Origin of the sequence: Lentilactobacillus kisonensis DSM 19906 = JCM 15041 (genome assembly GCF_001434135.1) — a bacterium.
GTDB lineage: Bacteria > Bacillota > Bacilli > Lactobacillales > Lactobacillaceae > Lentilactobacillus > Lentilactobacillus kisonensis.
Window position 1 is genome coordinate 100111 of sequence record NZ_AZEB01000001.1, and the last position, 18979, is coordinate 119089.

The 18979-nt window shown below is 40.9% G+C and carries 18 protein-coding genes; 16 read left to right on the forward strand and 2 right to left on the reverse strand.

Annotated features, from left to right (window positions below; genetic code table 11):
• The first annotated feature begins 173 nt into the window (after positions 1 to 173).
• Both FC98_RS00490 and FC98_RS00495 read left to right on the forward strand, forming a co-directional pair.
• Positions 174 to 449 (forward strand): HU family DNA-binding protein, encoded by a 276-nt coding sequence (locus FC98_RS00490; RefSeq protein WP_008856745.1) that lies wholly within the window; start codon positions 174 to 176, stop codon positions 447 to 449.
• A gap of 68 nt (positions 450 to 517) precedes the next feature.
• Complete coding sequence (locus FC98_RS00495) at positions 518 to 1780, forward strand: tetratricopeptide repeat protein (RefSeq protein ID WP_008856746.1); 1263 nt, start codon at positions 518 to 520, stop codon at positions 1778 to 1780.
• A gap of 300 nt (positions 1781 to 2080) precedes the next feature.
• On the opposite strand, the gene FC98_RS00500 is transcribed toward FC98_RS00495, so the two are convergent.
• Complete coding sequence (locus FC98_RS00500) at positions 2081 to 2965, reverse strand: YitT family protein (RefSeq protein WP_008856747.1); 885 nt, start codon at positions 2963 to 2965, stop codon at positions 2081 to 2083.
• A 130-nt stretch (positions 2966 to 3095) separates the two neighbouring features.
• Here FC98_RS00500 and FC98_RS00505 point away from each other — a divergent pair, with 130 nt between their 5' ends.
• The 13 genes from FC98_RS00505 (at position 3096) to FC98_RS00565 (ending at position 16856) form a co-directional block, all read left to right on the forward strand.
• Positions 3096 to 4316 carry a CCA tRNA nucleotidyltransferase gene (locus FC98_RS00505; RefSeq protein ID WP_054654236.1) on the forward strand — a complete coding sequence of 407 codons (1221 nt, stop codon included), beginning with the start codon at positions 3096 to 3098 and terminating at the stop codon, positions 4314 to 4316.
• Positions 4317 to 4319: 3 nt separating this feature from the next.
• Positions 4320 to 6227, forward strand: a complete 1908-nt coding sequence (locus FC98_RS00510; RefSeq protein WP_008856749.1) for an ABC-F family ATP-binding cassette domain-containing protein — start codon at positions 4320 to 4322, stop codon at positions 6225 to 6227.
• Positions 6228 to 6244: 17 nt separating this feature from the next.
• Positions 6245 to 7195, forward strand: coding sequence for a thymidylate synthase (locus FC98_RS00515; RefSeq protein ID WP_008856750.1), 951 nt, complete (start codon positions 6245 to 6247; stop codon positions 7193 to 7195).
• 12 nt (positions 7196 to 7207) lie between these two features.
• Entirely contained in the window at positions 7208 to 7708 is a 501-nt protein-coding gene (locus tag FC98_RS00520; protein WP_008856751.1) for a dihydrofolate reductase, read from the forward strand.
• 85 nt (positions 7709 to 7793) lie between these two features.
• Positions 7794 to 8642 carry a DegV family protein gene (locus tag FC98_RS00525; RefSeq protein WP_040471490.1) on the forward strand — a complete coding sequence of 283 codons (849 nt, stop codon included), beginning with the start codon at positions 7794 to 7796 and terminating at the stop codon, positions 8640 to 8642.
• 92 nt (positions 8643 to 8734) lie between these two features.
• On the forward strand, positions 8735 to 9628 hold the full coding sequence (locus FC98_RS00530; protein ID WP_008856753.1) for a GDSL-type esterase/lipase family protein: 894 nt from the start codon (positions 8735 to 8737) through the stop codon (positions 9626 to 9628).
• A 9-nt stretch (positions 9629 to 9637) separates the two neighbouring features.
• A complete protein-coding gene (locus FC98_RS00535; RefSeq protein WP_008856754.1) occupies positions 9638 to 10246 on the forward strand; it encodes a YpmS family protein in 609 nt (202 codons plus the stop codon).
• A gap of 16 nt (positions 10247 to 10262) precedes the next feature.
• Entirely contained in the window at positions 10263 to 10481 is a 219-nt protein-coding gene (locus FC98_RS00540; protein WP_008856755.1) for a YozE family protein, read from the forward strand.
• Positions 10482 to 10492: 11 nt separating this feature from the next.
• Positions 10493 to 11371: a ribosome biogenesis GTPase YlqF gene (gene ylqF / locus FC98_RS00545; protein WP_008856756.1), complete on the forward strand. Its 879-nt coding sequence runs from the start codon at positions 10493 to 10495 to the stop codon at positions 11369 to 11371.
• The gene (locus FC98_RS00550; RefSeq protein ID WP_056949003.1) at positions 11352 to 12116 is read left to right on the forward strand and encodes a ribonuclease HII; all 765 of its coding nucleotides are present in this window, start codon (positions 11352 to 11354) and stop codon (positions 12114 to 12116) included. Before ylqF ends, FC98_RS00550 begins: the two co-directional genes overlap by 20 nt.
• A gap of 40 nt (positions 12117 to 12156) precedes the next feature.
• The gene (gene dprA, locus FC98_RS00555) at positions 12157 to 13032 is read left to right on the forward strand and encodes a DNA-processing protein DprA (protein WP_040471492.1); all 876 of its coding nucleotides are present in this window, start codon (positions 12157 to 12159) and stop codon (positions 13030 to 13032) included.
• A gap of 96 nt (positions 13033 to 13128) precedes the next feature.
• Positions 13129 to 15252, forward strand: a complete 2124-nt coding sequence (topA, locus tag FC98_RS00560; protein WP_056949005.1) for a type I DNA topoisomerase — start codon at positions 13129 to 13131, stop codon at positions 15250 to 15252.
• A 176-nt stretch (positions 15253 to 15428) separates the two neighbouring features.
• Positions 15429 to 16856, forward strand: a complete 1428-nt coding sequence (locus FC98_RS00565) for a C69 family dipeptidase (protein ID WP_056949006.1) — start codon at positions 15429 to 15431, stop codon at positions 16854 to 16856.
• 223 nt (positions 16857 to 17079) lie between these two features.
• Here the strand turns inward: FC98_RS00565 and FC98_RS00570 are convergent, their stop codons facing one another.
• Complete coding sequence (locus tag FC98_RS00570) at positions 17080 to 18513, reverse strand: C69 family dipeptidase (RefSeq protein WP_040471496.1); 1434 nt, start codon at positions 18511 to 18513, stop codon at positions 17080 to 17082.
• Positions 18514 to 18709: 196 nt separating this feature from the next.
• On the opposite strand from FC98_RS00570, the gene FC98_RS00575 reads away from it, so the two are divergent.
• Positions 18710 to 18898 carry a 2-hydroxymuconate tautomerase gene (locus FC98_RS00575; protein ID WP_040471498.1) on the forward strand — a complete coding sequence of 63 codons (189 nt, stop codon included), beginning with the start codon at positions 18710 to 18712 and terminating at the stop codon, positions 18896 to 18898.
• Positions 18899 to 18979: the final 81 nt, after the last annotated feature.

Sequence of the window (18979 nt, forward strand, 5' to 3'; positions counted from 1 at the left end):
ACAAATTAAGGCCATTTGGCCGCTAAATTCTAATAAAACATTGCAATGACGGCATTCTTATGCTATCTTGGAACAAGAAATGATACAAAAAGTATTGTTTTAGCAATTCTGATTCCAACGAATCAAGTTTGTGATGTTTTACATACCTATCTTCGAGGGAGGTGAATACACTCATGGCAAATAAAGCAGAATTAGTAAGTAACGTTGCATCAGCAACCGGCTTAACTAAAAAAGATGCTACAGCAGCTGTGGATGCCGTATTTGATTCAATCCAAAGCAGTTTAGCAAAGGGCGAAAAGGTTCAATTGATTGGCTTCGGTAACTTCGAAGTCCGTCAACGTGCCGCTCGTAAGGGTCGTAACCCACAAACAGGTCAAGAAATTCAAATTCCTGCAAGCAAAGTACCAGCTTTCAAACCTGGTAAGGCGCTTAAGGATGCTGTTAAATAGTATTCATCTGTTAAGCCAGAACGGCATTTGTCGGGCTGGCTTTTTTGGTACTTTATGGAGGAACGCATATGACTTATTCACAAACTGCCCTTGACCAACTTGAAGGCGGTCAATTGGATGACTTTAAAACATCATTTCAACTAGCACTGGATAACGATTCAGATGACATGCTGTATTCGTTGGCAGAAGAACTATATTCATTAGGTTTTTCAACCTATTCAAATACTATTTACGAGAAATTACTTAAAAAGTTTCCTAATGATGATAACTTAAAAATTAATCTCGCCGAATTAGCCATTGATAACGACGATGATGATAAGGCGTTAAATTATTTATCTCAAGTATCGACCAAGTCTCCTGAATACGTCCGTTCTTTGATGGTTTCAGCCGATCTCTACCAAACACAGGGAATGTTCGAGATTAGTGAGCAGAAGCTCTTAGAAGCTCAGAAATTGGCTCCTAGTGAACCTGTAATCGAGTTTGCGCTAGCAGAATTTTACTTTACGACTCGAAATTATCGAAAAGCGGTTAATCTGTACCTTGATTTGATTAAATCAGGGACCCTTGAAATGTCTCAGGTAGATTTGGTTGAGCGATTGGGCGTTTCATATGCTGAAATTGGTAAGTTTGAGCAAGCAGTTGGTTACTTAGAGCAAATCAAACCCATTCAAATGAATAGTGACGTTAAGTTTGAACTCGCATTTACCTATTTTAATCTTAAGGATTATGAAAAGGCGATTAAAGCATTCACTGACTTACGGGATTCTGAGCCACAATACAGTTCACTATATCCTTACCTTGCCGATTCTTATGTTAATCTCAAACAAGTTGATAATGCATTAAAGGCGATTCAAGAAGGCATTGCGATCGATCAATATAATGAAAAAATTTGGCAGAAGGCGGGTCAAATTGCTTTAATGGCTGGTGAAGACGACCTAGCATTGAAATACTTGCTAAAGGGTCGAGAAATTGCCCCTGACGATATGGAAATCCTGACGTTAATATCTGATTGGTATATTTCCAACGGACGTTACAGCGACAATTTAGCGCTTTTAGAACCAGTTGTTGAAGACCACGTATTTGATGCGCACTTGGCTTACAATTTAGCATTATCTTACCAAGATGCTGGCAAAAATAAATTAGCTGCTAATAACTATGAAATTGCGGCTAATGAATTAGGTGATAATCCGGATTATCTGAAACACGCAGCCTTGTTTTATCGAGAGATCGGAAACGTTGATAAAGAAAAACAAACCCTCAAAAAATACTTGGATTTGGTGCCGGATGATTTGGAAATGGCGTCAATGTATGATGAAGATATTAATCTATGAGATTAGGATCAATAAGCTTTTAGATCCCAGAATTTAACCAAAAAAATGCAACTATTCCAGTTTTGGAATGGTTGCATTTTTTTGGTTAAACGATAGGGAATTTATCGCTTATTGCCAGAACACGTGCTCAAACGATTCGTAATTGCGGTCTGTTTTGATGAATATAAAATCGGTGGTCCAGGCGGCCGCTACAAATGAAGCAATGACTAATGCCTGAGCATCCTTATTGTTTAGGTAATTATTTAAAACGGCAACTCACTAATTAGAAGGTTGCTTAGTCCACGATTGGATTGGTTAACGCTACAAAATTTTAAACTTCTTTGGCCGTTTATACGTAAAGCCCTCACCAATTGCCTCATTAACGTCAATTATTGAAATAAAGGCTTCCTTATCGATTGACTCAACGAGTTGTTTTAAGCTGTGCAGTTCGCTGGGTGACACAACGCAGTAAATAACCTGCTTAGTGTTATGTGAATAGCCACCCTCGGCATTCAAAAAAGTAACGCCCCGGCTGAGCTCATCTTGAATTGCTGTAGAAATTGTATTTGACTCATTACTGATAATTAAGATTCCCCGAGCGGTATAAGCTCCTTGTTGGGTGAAATTAACGATTACCGAAAAAATCCAGACATAAATTAACGTATAAGCCATTTGCCGAATATCTAGGTAAACGAGAGACGATAATAAGACGATGACATCAATTGTCAGTAACGTTTGCCCCATCTGAATCCCCTTAAAGCGTTCAAATAAACGGGCAACGATATCTACCCCGCCAGTTGTACCACCAAATCGGTAAACAATTCCACAACCAAAACCACCAAATAATCCGGCGCCAATTGCTGAGAGCAAGAGATCATGATCAATGTTGATCACGATCGGTACCCGCTGCCAGATCCAAAGAAAAATTGCTAAGACGATGGTGCCATAAAGGGTGTAAAACATATCCTTCTTACCAAGGAACCGGTAGCCAATAATAAATAATGGGATGTTGACTAGGATTGTTGAATAAGCGGGGTCAATATGAAATAATGCTCTTAAAATCAAAGTGATACCAGTTACCCCGCCATCAGCAAGGTGATTATAAATGTTAAAGAAGACGATTCCAAATGAATAGATAGCTGTTCCAAGGGCGATTACAAGTAAATCAATCATCGAAATATTTAAATGGGTTTGTTTTTCTGCCATGGGTTACCTCCGTAATTTGTCCGCTAATTCATCATATCAAGTTTACGTCGAAATTAGCAATCTTTGCGACATTCTTTTTCTTCTTGCCAATAATTCTGTTAAAATTGTTTGAGAGACAAATACAAAATGGATGGCGATTATCGTGAAAATGGGCAAGGTTCCTACCGAATTTAAAGAAGCGTTACCAATCCTCCAAAGGATTGAGAAAGCGGGGTACGAGGCTTATTTTGTTGGCGGTTCCGTTAGAGATACTTTATTGAACCGGCCAATTCATGATGTAGACATTGCAACCAGTGCTTATCCTAGTGAAGTGAAGGAACTATTTAAGCGAACCGTGGATACTGGTATTGAACATGGGACGGTTATGATTCTAGACCACGGCACCGGCTATGAGGTGACAACCTTTCGGACAGAATCTGGTTACCAGGATTATCGCCGGCCTGATAAGGTTAAGTTTGTTCGGTCATTAAAAGAGGACTTGAAGCGTCGAGATTTCACCATTAACGCACTCGCAATGAGTGAAAGCGGGCAAATCACTGACTTGTTTGGTGGGTTAGCCGATATGAAGGCCAAAATTATCCGGGCAGTCGGCGATCCTGATGAACGGTTTAACGAAGATGCGCTGCGAATGATGAGAGCAATTCGGTTTGCTAGTCAGCTGGATTTTCAAATTGAGGCCAAAACACTTGTTGGAATCAAGCGTCACAGCCAGTTGTTGGAAAAGATTGCCGTTGAGCGGACCCATACTGAATTCGTTAAGATGATGACGGGTCGGGATGCTGAAAATGGTTTGGATCTCATGGTGGCAACAGATTTATATCAGCACATGCCCGGGCTGACCAGTCGTCAATCTCAGCTTCAACGAATGATTCAAAGCCACTTTAAACTGATCAATGAGGTTCAGGTATGGTCGCTACTGGCGTTTTACTTTAATTTTTCTAGCCAGGAGATTAGTCAATTTCTAAAGAGTTGGAAGACGGCTAATAAAATCATTGATGATGTTATCCTTACGACTGAATTACTCTTTAGGATGACTGCAGATCAGGTGGCTAATTGGGATCTGTACCGAGCAGGTAGACAGAATGTTACCAATGCAGTTGCTATTTTGAATACGATTTCACCTGCTTCGTTTTCGGCATATTTGACAGATTATCAAAAATTACCAATTACCGATAAGAAACAACTCAAAATTACCGGGGGTCAATTAATTAAAGCTGGTATTTTAAAGCCAAGCCCGGAATTGGGGAAGGTTTTGAATTATTTAGAAAAAGCTGTGGTACAAGCAACAGTCAGAAATGATGAACAGGCACTGATTAACGCGACAACAAGTTTTATAAACGAGGATGATTAACTAATGGAAACAATGCGGGTTGAAGGCTTAACGAAGACGTATGGTGAAAAGACCCTCTTCGATAAATTGGACTTTATCATAAATGAACACGACCGAATTGGTCTTATCGGTACAAATGGGAGCGGAAAAACATCGTTACTGAATGCAATTTCTGGCATGGATCACGATTCTACTGGTAACATTATTACTTCCAAATCCTATACGATTGGGTACTTAACTCAGGATCCTGAACTGGATGATCAATTATCAATTATGGACGCCGTTTTTTCGGGATCACAAAAGGTGTATCAGACAATTCGCAATTATGAAGCAGCCTTAAAACAATACTCTGCTCACCCAGAAGATGAAGCAGCCTTAAAGCGATATACCAAAGCTGAATCCCGGATGAACGAAGACGATGCTTGGAATGCCCAAAGTGACGTTAAGACGATTCTTACGCAACTTAAAATTAACGATGATACCCAAAAGGTCGGTGAGTTATCTGGTGGTCAAAGAAGGCGGGTTGGTCTAGCTCAAGTCCTCATTCAATCCCCTGATTTGCTTTTATTGGATGAGCCGACCAATCACTTGGATTTTGATTCCATTGATTGGCTACAAAATTACTTAGCAAGTTATAAGGGATCTTTGATCGTCGTTACCCATGATCGGTACTTCTTGGATCAGGTAGCCAATAAAATTTGGGAACTCTCATTTGGCAAGTTATATGAGTATGAAGGTAATTACCAAGACTACGTTGCCCAAAAAGCAACCCGGGTCCAGGGTGAAATTGACGCGCAACATAAAACGCAGCAATTATATAAATCCGAATTGGCCTGGATGAAGACTGGTGCCAAGGCGCGATCGACTAAGCAACAGGCCCGGATTAATCGCTTTAATGATCTAAAAGAAAATGTTAATACCTTGAAGCTTGATCAAGACGTTGATATCTCGTTGGGCCAAACACGGCTTGGCAAAGAAGTTATCAAGATGAAGGATGCAACCTTAAGCATTGAAGGGCAAACCATTCTAAAGGATTTTAACATTTTGGTTCAGCCAAACGAGCGAATTGGCATTAGTGGTGAAAATGGTGCTGGTAAGACCAGCTTGCTGAACGTCATTGCTGGCCGCTTGAAGTTAGATTCAGGCATCATAAAGATTGGTGAAACCGTCAAAATGGCGTATTATACACAATTGACAGAACCGATTCCAGAGGATAAACGGGTTATTAGCTATCTAAGTGAAATTGGGCAGCAGGTTACTGATAAGGATGGCCAAAAAATCAGTGTCGCCGACCTATTAGAGCAATTCCTATTTCCCCGATTTATGCATGGAACTTTGATTCGGAAGCTCTCTGGTGGTGAAAAAAGGAGATTGTACCTCCTTAAACTGTTGATGCAGCAGCCAAATGTTTTACTGCTTGATGAACCGACTAATGATTTAGATATTGCAACGTTAACGGTTCTTGAAGACTATATTTCTAAGTTTCAGGGAACCGTTATCACGGTTTCTCATGACCGGTACTTTTTGGATAAGGTTGCTGATCGATTATTAATCTTTGATGGCAATGGTGTCATTGAGGAACATCGGGGCCGGTTTACCGACTATCTTGCAAATAAGCGCCAGGCTGCCAAGAAGAAAGTTACTACTTCAAAGGCTACTGCGACAAACAAGAAAGCTGAAACAACCAGGGAGGCAAGTAATCAGCCAAAGCAAAAGAAAAAGCTAACTTATGCTGAACAACTTGAATATGGCCATATTGAATCGGATATCGATCAATTAGAAAGCCAACAGAGTGAGATTACAAAGCAGATGCAATCAAATGGTAGTGATTATGACAAGCTGGCTGATCTACAGGAACAAAAAGATAAATTAGAAGCTGAAATTGATAATAAAATTAAGCGCTGGGAATACTTGAGTGAATATGCTGAATAGCAAAAAGGAGAATTGTCATGTTAGAAGATGCCTATTTAAACCTTGAAAAATACGTTTTAGAACATGGTCACAAAAAATCAGATCGGACACACACCGGCACCTTGAGTACGTTTGGTTATCAGGCGCGCTATGATCTTTCAAAAGGGTTTCCGTTACTCACCACGAAGAAGGTCCCGTTTGGGTTGATAAAAAGTGAGCTGCTTTGGTTTCTTAAGGGAGATACCAATATTCGCTTTTTGCTTCAGCATAAGAACCATATTTGGGATGAGTGGGCATTTGAGAAATACGTGAATTCAAGTGATTACAAGGGTCCGGACATGAATGATTTTTCTCATCGCGCATTAAAGGATCCAGCCTTTAATAAGGTCTATCAAGAGCAAAAGAAGCTGTTTTGTCAAAAGATTTTAGATGATGCTGACTTTGCAAAAACGTATGGTGACCTAGGATTAGTATATGGAAGCCAATGGCGGGCATGGAAAACATCCACGGGAGAAACCATTGATCAAATTCAAAATGTCATCGATTTAATTAAGACCCATCCAGATTCTCGTCGAATGATTGTGTCAGCCTGGAACCCTGAGGATGTGCCAACGATGGCCCTACCACCATGCCATACCTTATTTCAATTCTATGTGGTCGATGGTAAGTTAAGCTGTCAACTCTATCAACGCTCGGCTGATATCTTTATTGGGGTTCCATTTAACATTGCGAGTTATGCACTTTTGACGTCCCTAATTGCGCGTGAGTGTGGGCTGCAGGTTGGCGACTTTGTTCACACGATGGGGGATGCTCATATCTATTCTAACCATCTTGAACAAGTTAAAGAGCAGTTAACCCGCAAACCTCATGACGCACCGCAACTGTGGTTAAACCCCGAAAAAACCCACTTAGAAGATTTCTCGATGAGTGATATTAAGGTTAAAAACTACGATCCATATCCAGTTATTAAAGCACCTGTGGCTGTGTAAGGGGGTACGCAGATGATTTCTTATATTTGGGCAGAGGATGCAAATGGTATTATCGGTGCAAATGGTAGCTTGCCGTGGCATTTACCAGATGACATGGCCTATTTCAAATCGACAACTATGGGCAATCCAATTATTTCTGGCGCCAACACGTTTAGAAGCTATAATCGGCCATTACCAGGCAGACAGAATATTGTTGTTTCTCGTCAAAACAACTTTCCAGATGGGATTATTGCTGTCTCATCAATTGAAAGTTTATGTGACTTGATCAATCAGGCTCCTGACAAGAATTACTTTGTCACGGGTGGGGCAACGATCTTTACCCAATTACTAGATAAAGTCGATTATCTATATCGAACTAAAATTAATCACTCTTTTAACGGGGACACCTATATGCCGAAAATTGATTACAATAAGTTTAGGTTAATTCGATCACAGCCTGGCGTCGTTGATGAAAAGAATAAGTATCAGCACACATTTGAAGTATACGAACGAATCGGACAATCGCCAAAATGATGATGTAAGTTAACCATAAATTTTGATATAATTGTATTTGGTTAACAAAAAGATTATTAATTTTGTAAAGAAACGAGTGGCGCAGATGGCAAAAGTAAAAGTTGTGACGGATTCATCAGCTCAACTTTCAGATGAAGAAGTTAAACAATATGATATAACCGTTGTTCCATTAACGGTTATGATTGATGGAACGGTATATGTTGAGCGCGATACAATCAACAATGAGCAATTCGTCCCTAAAATGTTAGAAGCAAAGGATCTTCCTAAGACGAGCCAACCACCAGTTGGTAAGTTTATCGAGGCATTTGATGAAGCTGGTAAGGATGGTAGCCAAGTACTGTGCATTAACATGTTAGAAGCAATCAGCGGCACGGTTCATGCTGCTGAACAAGCTGCGACGCTAAGTAAAAGTAACGTGACAGTGATTGATAGTACCTTTACGGATCGGGGATTAAGTTTTCAAGTTTTAGCGGCTGCCAAGCTTGCCCAGGAAGGCGCTGATCTTGAAACAATTTTGGCTCAGATTCAAAAAATCCGCCAAAACACCAAGCTTTACCTTTGTGTGATGACTTTAGATAACATTGTTAAGGGTGGCCGGCTTCATCCGATTGCTGGTGCCATCACAAATTTTCTTAACTTGAAGTTAGGATTACAGGTTGCTGACGGTAAGTTAAAGGTCATTTCAAAGGGCCGTGGTGATAAATCATTGCGCAAATTCTTTGGTAAAATTATTGATGATATGAAAAATACGAAGGCTCTTAAGATGATTGGAATTTCATACGTTACTGAAACCGATGTTTTAAAAGAAACCGTTCAGCAATTGAAAGAGGCCTTCCCAGATGTTCCACTACTATACCGGACAACATCGCCAATTATTGCGACGCATGTTGGTAAGGGTGGATTCGCATTGATTTATTATGATGATCCAGATTAATTAGTTGTTAATAAGGGCTGAGACAATTGGTTATGTCGATGCCCTCTTTTTGAGTTACAATTTGCTTAAAGGTTTTTACAAGGAGTTTTCACGTGAGGAAAAAGAGTCACAAGTTAAGCTATTTACTTGGTATCATTGCTGTTTTGATTGTGATTGGCGCCGGATTTGTTGGTTATCGTCAATATCAAAACCGCCCACCGAAGGCTGTTAAGCTGGTCGCTGTTGGTGATTCACTGACGCAGGGAGTAGGTGATCCTAAGGGGCGTGGTGGATACACTTATTTGATTAGGGAAAAAGTTAATCAAAAGAATTCCCACGTTAAAATGGCGACTGCTAATTTTGGCATTTCTGGTGAAACAACTGATCAGATTGATCATAGGGTACTGACGTCAACCAAGTTGCAACGTAACCTGCGTCACGCTGACGTTATCACTATGACGACTGGTGGTAATGATTTACTTCACTTTTTAAAACAGAACGTTATGGATTCAAACGGCCGTAATCTTGACGATAAGCTTGGTCAGTATCATCAAGATTATCAGAAACGGGTTAATCGGCTGTTTGGTAATATTCGCCAGTTAAATCATCAAGCACCTATTTTCGTGTTCGGAATTTATAATCCGGTTTATGTTTATTTTCCCCAAGTGTCGTTTATTAGTCAGGCAGTGGCGGAAAATAATTCGGTAACGCAAGCAGTCGTTCGTCGTCAGTCGCATATGTATTTTATTCCGATCAATAAACGGATGTCGGATGGTCAATTTACGACCACAAGATCTCGGCAGCAGCTTCGTAAGCGGTCAACCGTTATTGGCAATAAAAATTATAACGCTGGTGAGATTGAAGCACTCTTAAACGGTCAGACCACCCAAACGAATAAATATCTATCAACTGCTGACCATTTCCATCCTAATGAAATTGGCTATCAAATTATGACTAATTTATTATACAAGCAACTTGTAAAGCACACTAACTGGGCGAAAGGATGATTCAGCACAATGACTCATGAATCTCGACAAAAAAATAAACAACGAAACCTTTGGAAGCGTGCATTTTTGACGTTAGTGGGAATAATTGTGCTGGCGGCGATCGCCCTCGCAATAATGATTCAGTTGCCTTCAAAGAGTGACAGTACTTTTGGCGAAAAGCCTAACGATAGTGGGACAACGCCGATTTCAGCTGAATTAAATAAACGGCAACTCAATACATTATCAGATTATTATCTTGACAAGCTCCAAAATGGTCGCAATAATGCCAAGTATCACTTTGAAGTGGCTGATCAAGGGATCGTCTATGGGTCCATGAAGTTATTAGGGACTAACGTCGACTACAGTGTCTTTTTTGATCCCAAGGTAATGGCAAACGGAAACGTTGAATTGCATGCGACTAAGTTATCACTGGGAAGGTTCCCCGTTCCAATTAGCTTTGTTTTGACATACGTTGAAAAAAGTTACAAGCTGCCTAAGTGGGTCCAATTAGTTCCCAAAAAGAAGTTAATTAAGCTAGATATTAATCACATGACTAAGCATGGCCTTAATTATCGGGCAAAGACCATTGATATGTCTGGTAAAGGAAAATTTGCTTTCGACATTATCCTGCCGCAATAGTAAGGAGTATTGCATTATGAACAAAACCTTTTATCAATTTTTGATGACCCAGCGAAATCCGGGTAGTACGAACCCAATTGCAGAATTTGCGAATAATGCCTTTTATGACCAATCCTTTCCTAAGCAATTAGATGCATTTGAACCACTTTCAAAATATTTGGAAGAAAATGCTTCGTATTTGCCCAATATGGAAATATTTGATGACGTATGGAAAATGTATGAAGAAAGCATGTAGGAAGTGAAAAAATGGCAGTTACGATACAGTGGTTTCCTGGACATATGGCAAAAGCAATTCGTCAATTTGAAGAAAATCTTTCATTAGTAGACATTGTTTTTGAAGTGATTGATGCCCGGATTCCTTATTCGTCACAAAATCCAGAGATTAAGCGGATTAGTGCCGACAAACCGCATCTTTTTATTATGACTAAGCGTGATTTAGCTGACCCTAAGATGACGGCAAGTTGGTTGCGGTATTTTAAAGAAATTAAACAACCAGCCATTGCAATTGATGCGAAGACCCAGTTTGGGATTAATAACGTCATATCGGTTATTTCACCAATTCTAAAGGCTAAATTGCAACGCGAAGAAGATAAGGGCATGAAAAAACGGCCAATTAGGGCAATCAGTGTTGGGGTGCCTAATGTTGGGAAGTCAACGGTACTTAACCGGCTCGTTAACCGTCGAGCAGCTCAAGTTGGCAACCGTCCTGGCGTTACCAAGGGTCAGCAATGGTTAAAGTCTGGCAGTAAGTTGGAGCTCTTGGATACGCCAGGAATTCTTTGGCCTAAATTTGCAAATCAAGAAATTGCCAATAAGCTGGCGTTAACTGGGGCGATCAAAGACAGTGTTTTCCATAGTGACGACATTGCCCTATTTGCCTTAAACCTGCTGCGACAATCTCAGCCGCAACAATTGCAACAACGTTATCATCTTGCAGAGGACGACTTTGATCTCTCAGACGTTGATTTGTTACTAAAGATCACGGCTAAAATTGGCATGCATGACGACTATGAACGGGCTTCTAATCGAATTATTCAAGATGTTCGTTCCGGTAAGGTTGGCCCTTATACCCTAGACAATCCCGAAACAGTGGTGGCCCATCAAGATGACAATCGCAGAAGTTAAAAGGTTGTTAGCCAAAGTAACTGATGTGGCTGACCCAGCTATCAAAGAGCTGGCAGATGATCCCAGAAAGGGCGTTCAATTAGCCCTCAAGGCAACCCAAAACCGTCTAAAACGCCAACAGAAGCAGCTTTCTGAATTTCACCACAGATTTAAGTATGAAAGTAAGTTTTGGCAACAGGGGTGTCAATTTATTGCCGGTGTTGATGAGGTCGGCCGCGGGCCACTTGCTGGACCGGTCGTTGCTTGTGCCGTCATTGTCCCTCAAGATTTTGATCTGGTTGATGTGAATGATTCCAAGCAGGTCTCAAAAGAGATGCGGCAGCGGCTTTTTCCGCTTATCAAAAAAGAGGCAATTAGCATTGGTATCGGGGTTGTTGATAATCATGATATTGATCGGTTGAATATTTACGAAGCAACCAGAGTCGCAATGAAAAAGGCAGTTGGTGAATTAGACCCCAAACCAACAGAAATCATTGTGGATGCCATGCAAATACCAGTTCCGATTCATCAAACACGGTTAATTAAGGGAGACGCGAAAAGCATTAGTGTATCAGCTGCAAGCATTGTTGCCAAAGTTTATCGGGATCATTTAATGACTCAGTTTTCACAGAAATATCCCCAATATGATTTTGAACATAATGCGGGTTACGGCACTGCCAAACATTTAGCTGCTCTCAAAAAGTTTGGGCCAACCCCAATTCATCGTATGAGTTTTGCACCGGTTCAAAAAAATTCTAAAAAATAGCTTACGTTTTACGTAATTACTCTTAAAAGGAAGAATGAATATGCTTTTAAGAGATTTTTTATTACGGCTCCATTTATGTAAGGGAATTGGGATTGTTGGCAAAACCAAGGTTTATGATTGGCTGACAACCAAGCCATGGTATGAGGAAAGCCTGCCAAGTAGTGATGCCTTAGTGGCTATTGGCGGGGTTAGTTCACATCACCAGGCCGCCTTTATAGCTAGCTATACCCAACTCATTCAGGACGATCAACTGGTCAATCAACTCGTTGACGGCGAGAAATGGCTTTGCATTTCTGATCCGGGTTACCCAGAGAGTCTCCGAGAATCATATGCGTGTCCAATTATTTTATTTTATCGGGGTAATCTGAACTTGATAAACGGCCGTTTATTGGGAATTGTTGGTGCTAGGGAAGCCACTAGTTATTCGACAGCAATATTAAAACATTTGATTCCTGGAAAAATTTCTCATAGAATGACAATTGTGTCTGGTCTGGCCAAGGGCGTCGATAAATTAGCTCATCAGTGCGCAATGGCTAACAACGGTAAAACGATTGCAGTGATTGGAACCGGATTAGATATTGCTTATCCGAGCGCCAACCGTTTTTTACAGGAGCAAATTGCTAGAGAACACCTCTTGATTACTGAATATCCAAACCACACTAAGGGATATCGCAGCCATTTTCCAGAACGAAATCGAATTATTGCTGGGCTAGTTCAAAGCGTTTTAGTGACGGAAGCAAAGCATCATTCAGGCAGCTTAATTACTGCGAACTTGGCGTTACAAAATAATCGCAATGTTTTAGCTGTTCCTGGACCAATTACTAGCAAGTTATCGGTTGGCACGAACGAATTAATTGCTGCTGGGGCTAAGCCAATTCTTCAGCCAGAAGACATTCTCGAAGAATTCATTAGTTGACACTTAAAAACACTTGCAATATGATATGGTAGATTTGTGCCAATAATTTAAATGACTAATTAAAATAATTAAGGAGTAATATCGAAAGGAGAAACCATGGCTACTACAACAAAGCCTAGAGCTAAAGCAAAGGGCAAGACGAAGCGAAGGGCGTCACCTAAGAAGACGTTGGTGATTGTTGAATCGCCAGCCAAAGCCAAGACCATTGAGAAGTACCTTGGCCGTTCATACAAAGTTGTCGCCAGTAAGGGACATGTTCGCGACTTACCGAAAAGTAAGATGGGCGTCGATATTGATCACGACTATGAGCCTCATTATATTTCAATCCGTGGCAAGGGGGACACAATTAAAGAATTGCGTTCCGCAGCAAAAAAGGCTAAAAAAGTTTATTTAGCAGCCGATCCGGATCGTGAAGGGGAGTCAATTGCTTGGCATCTGTCTCACATTCTCGACCTTGACCCCAAGGCTGATAACCGAGTGGTGTTTAATGAAATCACGAAGGATGCCGTTAAGGAATCGTTTAAACATCCCAGAAATATCGACATGAATTTGGTTGATGCCCAACAGGCTCGCCGGGTTCTTGACCGGTTGGTGGGATATTCAATTTCACCACTGTTATGGCAAAAGGTTAAGAAAGGCTTGAGTGCTGGTCGAGTGCAGTCGATTGCCCTTTGGTTGATCATTCAACGAGAAAATGAAATTAAAGATTTCACGCCGGAAGAGTATTGGTCAATTGATTCGGAATTTAAAAAGGGTCGAAGTAAGTTTAAAGCCAGCTTCTATGGTTTAAACGGCAAAAAAAAGGCGTTGCCAAATAATGCCGCTGTTCAAGAAGTTTTAAAGCGGCTTGATCCGAAGGGTGACTTTGATATCACTAAGGTTACTCGGAAGGAACGTAAACGGCAGCCACAACCACCATTTACTACAAGTACAATGCAACAAGAGGCTAACCGAAAGCTTAACTATCGAACTCGGAAAACAATGATGGCTGCCCAACAGTTGTATGAAGGTATTAACATCGGCAAAGAGGGCAGTCAAGGACTCATTACCTATATGCGGACTGATTCTACAAGAATCTCTGTGATTGCAAAACATGAAGCATCAACTTTTCTGCATGAAAAATATGGTGCTGAGTATGCGGCTACTAAACCCATTAAAGGAAAATTGCCAGAAGGGGCGCAAGATGCCCATGAAGCAATCCGGCCAACTTCGGTATATCAGACACCGGCAAGCTTAAAGAAATACTTAACAAAGGATCAATTTAGACTCTATCAATTAGTTTGGTCACGGTTTGTTGCGAGCCAGATGACGCCAGCAATTATGGATACGATGGCCGTCACCATCGAACAGAATAAAGTGATTTTTAAAGCAAACGGGTCTAAGTTAAAGTTTGCTGGGTTTTTGAAGGTGTATGGTGACAGTAAGGAAAAGGACAACTTGCTGCCTGATCTTGAAGATGGTGATACCGTGAAGTTAGTTAAGAACAATCCGGATCAACACTTTACCCAACCACCGGCTCGATATAGTGAAGCAAACTTGATTAAGGCGCTTGAAGAAAAGGGCGTTGGTCGACCATCGACTTATTCACCCACCATTGATACAATTCAACGCCGGTATTACGTTAAGGAAGTTGGTAGAAGATTTGAACCAACTGAGCTTGGTGAAATTGTTAATAAGATTATCGTGGAATATTTCCCAGATATCGTTAATATCGATTTTACGGCGAACCTTGAAGGCAAACTGGATCAGGTTGAAGAAGGTAAGGAAAACTGGATTAAGCTTGTAGATAAGTTCTATCGGCCGTTTTCTACCGAGGTTGAATCAGCAACCAAAAATATGGAAAAAGTTCAGATTAAAGATGAACCCGCCGGTTTTAACTGCGACATTTGTGGCGCCCCAATGGTCATCAAAATGGGCCGTTACGGCAAGTTCTATGCTTGTTCGCGGTTCCCTGACTGTCGAAATACGAAGGCAATTGTCAAAGAAATCGGGGTTATTTGTCCTAAGTGTCACGAAGGTCAGGTCATTGAGCGAAAATCAAAACGTAACCGAATCTTTTATGGTTGCTCACGATTTCCAGACTGTGATTTTGTTTCTTGGGATAAACCGATTGGCCGCAATTGTCCAAAAGATGGTCATTTCTTAGTTGAAAAGAAAGTCAAAGGCGGCACCCAAGTTGTTTGCCCGAATGGCGACTACGAAGAACCTGCTCAGAAATAATTAAATTACCTTATAAATTGATTGCTACAAGTATATTTTGTAGACAATCTTTTTTTATTTCGTAAAGCAATCTAGTTGTAACTGGTTCTATAAAGGTGGTAGTGAAATGATTGTTCGCAATATCACAGAATGGGTGTAGAATCAAAGCTAGAATCATTATTGAGGAGGTTTTAATCATGTTTCCGTCAAAGCATAGTAGCTGCACAACAATTTTAGTTGGTAAAAACGCAACTTATGATGGGTCAACGATCATTGCCAGAAATGAAGATGCTGGGGAGGCCGTTCACCCCAAAAAATTTGTGGTCCTTCATCACGAAGATCAGCCTCGTCATTATCAATCAAAATTAAGTAAGTTTTCACTCGACTTACCTGACAATCCCGTCCGTTATACATCGGTACCTGACGTCGCTGTCGATGAAGGCGTCTGGGGTGAAGCTGGGATCAACATTAATAACATAGCGATGAGTGCTACGGAAACAATCACCACCAATTCACGAGTATTAGGAGCTGATCCATTCGTCAAAAATGGGTTTGGCGAAGAGGATCTATTAACAATTACGCTTCCATACATTAAATCAGCAAGAGAAGGGGTCAAACGCGTTGGCCAACTTCTTAAAAAGTACGGCACTTACGAACCCAATGGCATTATCTTTTCCGATGTTAATGAAATTTGGTACATGGAAACGGCTGGCGGTCATCACTGGGTTGCACAGCGAATACCAGATGATGCCTATGTTATTGCACCTAATCAAACCGGCATTCAAGAAGTTAAATTTGATGATCCTGATAACTTTATGTTTCCAAAGGATTTGTTAAAATTTGTGCAGCAGAATCATCTAAACCTCACTGAGAATTTTAATTTTAGAAAAATTTTTGGATCAGATACTCAGTCAGATCATCATTACAACACCCCACGAGCATGGTACGGTCAGCGCTATCTCAGCCCCAGTGCCGTGAAAGACAAAACGCCTATGAGCAACGATTTGTCATTTATTAACTATGCAGATCATAAAATAACGATTGAGGATATTAAGTATATTTTAAGTTCCCATTATCAAGACACACCATATGACCCATTTACGCCGGGGGCTAACTCTCAGACCAGCCCATATCGACCAATTGGCTTTAATCGTAACCAAGAATTATCCCTTTTACAGATTAGGCCTTACGTTCAAGCTAACCACGCTGCAATTCAGTGGCTTGCTTTTGCTGAGAATCCGTTTAACACGTTAACGCCGTTCTACACGAACGTTTTGGACACGCCTGATTGCTATCGGGATACAACTAAAATACTGGACAGCCACAATGCTTATTGGGCAAATCGATTGATCTCATTGATCGTTGCTGATCATTATCAGGAATTAATAGCCGATGTCGAAACCTATCAGCAGGCAACCTTAGCATATGGGCATCAACGAATTGCCAAGGTTGATAAGGCGGTTGAAAATAAACAGGATAGCGCGCTTATGCAGGCGTTGAGTCAAGCAAACGAGCGAACGGCTGACCGAATTATGAAAGATACTGAGGAATTATTGACTAAGTTGGTTATAAAAGCCAGTGAAAATAGCCGAGGCGCCTTTACTAACGGTCATTCACATTATTAATCTTTTTAACAACAAAGACTGGGACATAGGCGTTTAGATCCCAGAATTTAACGGAAAAATGCGGTCATTCCCGGTTTGGAATGATCGCATTTTTATGTTAAATGGCAGGGATCTGCCGTTTGTCGCAGCTTTCGACAATATAAATGTGGTGATCAAAGTTGCCATTACAAACGGAAAAATGACTAAGGTCCCGGCCTCTTTATTGATAGGACGCATTATTACCCTAAAGGTTGACATCCTGTTCAAAATTAAGTGGTGATAAATCAGTTGAAGTTGTAATTAAATTTGAGATGAGCTTATTGTAAGCATCGAGTCCCCGTTGAGCGTTTTCAAAGTTAATCTTGGTAAGAAAATTAGCGAGTTCAATGTTTGAAAGGCCGGCAAGGGATCTATCAGCTGCCTGGATTGATTGCTGAAATTGAACTCGTAATTGTTTCTGGGTGTCACTTAACTTTGGCCCCAGCGCTACATAGTGTGGGTCAACCAAGATGCCGGCGAGCTTATACGTCCAGTACGCTTGGTTAGGCGAATAGGTGCCAGTGGCATGTTGATATTGCTTGGGAGTGTCAGTTGCGCCTGCATAAAACGGCACAAACGTACTTTGGGCTGCGACTCCCATTGCTAGCCATTGAATGCCGGCTGCTTGGGTTGGCATAGAAGGCCGTATTTGTAGGATATGGGCCTCTTGAGTCTTAGCAAGACTGATTGGTCGAAAGCGGTGCTTATCGGCGTCTGAGCCTTCACCAATTGGATCGTAAGGGGTTCCTTGATAGTGTGAGCCTAAGAAATTTTGAACGTCAAAAATGGTTAGCTTCCGATTACTTCTGTTAATTAACGGCATATCCTGGTCAATTGGGGTATGTTGTTGATCAGGTGAAAATTGTTTGAGGCCGTACCAGACCCGAGGAGTGTTGTAATAAGTATCAGAAAGGCTGGCGGTTCCAAAAATTTTTCGGAAGTTAAATGTGTGACCTGACAAATCCGGATTCAGTTGGTTTTCTTTAACAAAACTTCTGATGTTGGGTGCCCACATATAGTTATCGGGATCAGAAAAGTTAATTTCTTGAATGGCGGTTTGGTTCGCAATTACTGCGTAAGCGTCATCTGGAATTTTGATTGCAACCCATTGATGGCCGCCGCCAGTTTCCATATACCAAGCTTCATCTTTGTCAGCGAACAGGATGCCGTTTGACTCAGATGTCCCAAAATGCTCAATAATCCGTCCAAGTCGACTGACGCCCTGACGTGCAGTTTTGACATAGGGTAGGACAACGGTAATCATGGCTTCTTCACCAATCCCGTCTTTTTCTAAAGGATCAGCTCCCAATGCGTATTCGTTCGTATAAGTACTTTCGGTTGCACTCATTGCGACCCCATATTCATTGATCCCATCTTCTTCAAACAAGCCGTATTGATCAGTCCATTCAGGAGTAGCTGAATATTTTGCGCGAACCTTTGGAAGTGAAATCTTAAAGCCATTATCATTGGATGAAAATGACTGTTCTTCGTCAAACTCTTTGTGGTTATGAATAACATAGTTTTTTGGCCATGCGGCTTTACTATCTTCGTTTCGGGCAATCATAATTGATCCATCGACACTGGCGTTTTTGCCAACGATCATACTGGTACATGCGGAATAAGCTTTTATTGGCATCATTTCAAATTCTCCCATCACTTGTTGAAATAGTGAGCAGACCGTTACGCTGCTCTGCTGTTTTTTAATTCTATCTGATTAATTGTATCACTTTTTACCTAGCTGGTGGGGCATCACGACTTAGACCCTTTAGATTAATATTGCAGCCCAAAATAAAATGGCGTATACTTTTTTAAACTAAAAAATGGAGGAATTTATTATGCCAATTGTAGATATTCATTTAATTGCTGGTAGATCTCAGGCTCAGTTGAAAGGCCTAGTTGAAGACGTCACCGCCGCCGTTGTTAAAAATACAGGGGCCCCAGCGGAACATGTTCACGTTATCTTAAGTGAAATGCAAAAAGATCGTTATAGTGTTGGCGGCGTTTTAAAGAGTGATGAAAAATAGTTTAATAACTACATCATGGGCATTCCCGGTTAAAGTTCGAGCTTAAGCAGGGGATGCTTTATTTAGTTAGGTCATTTATTT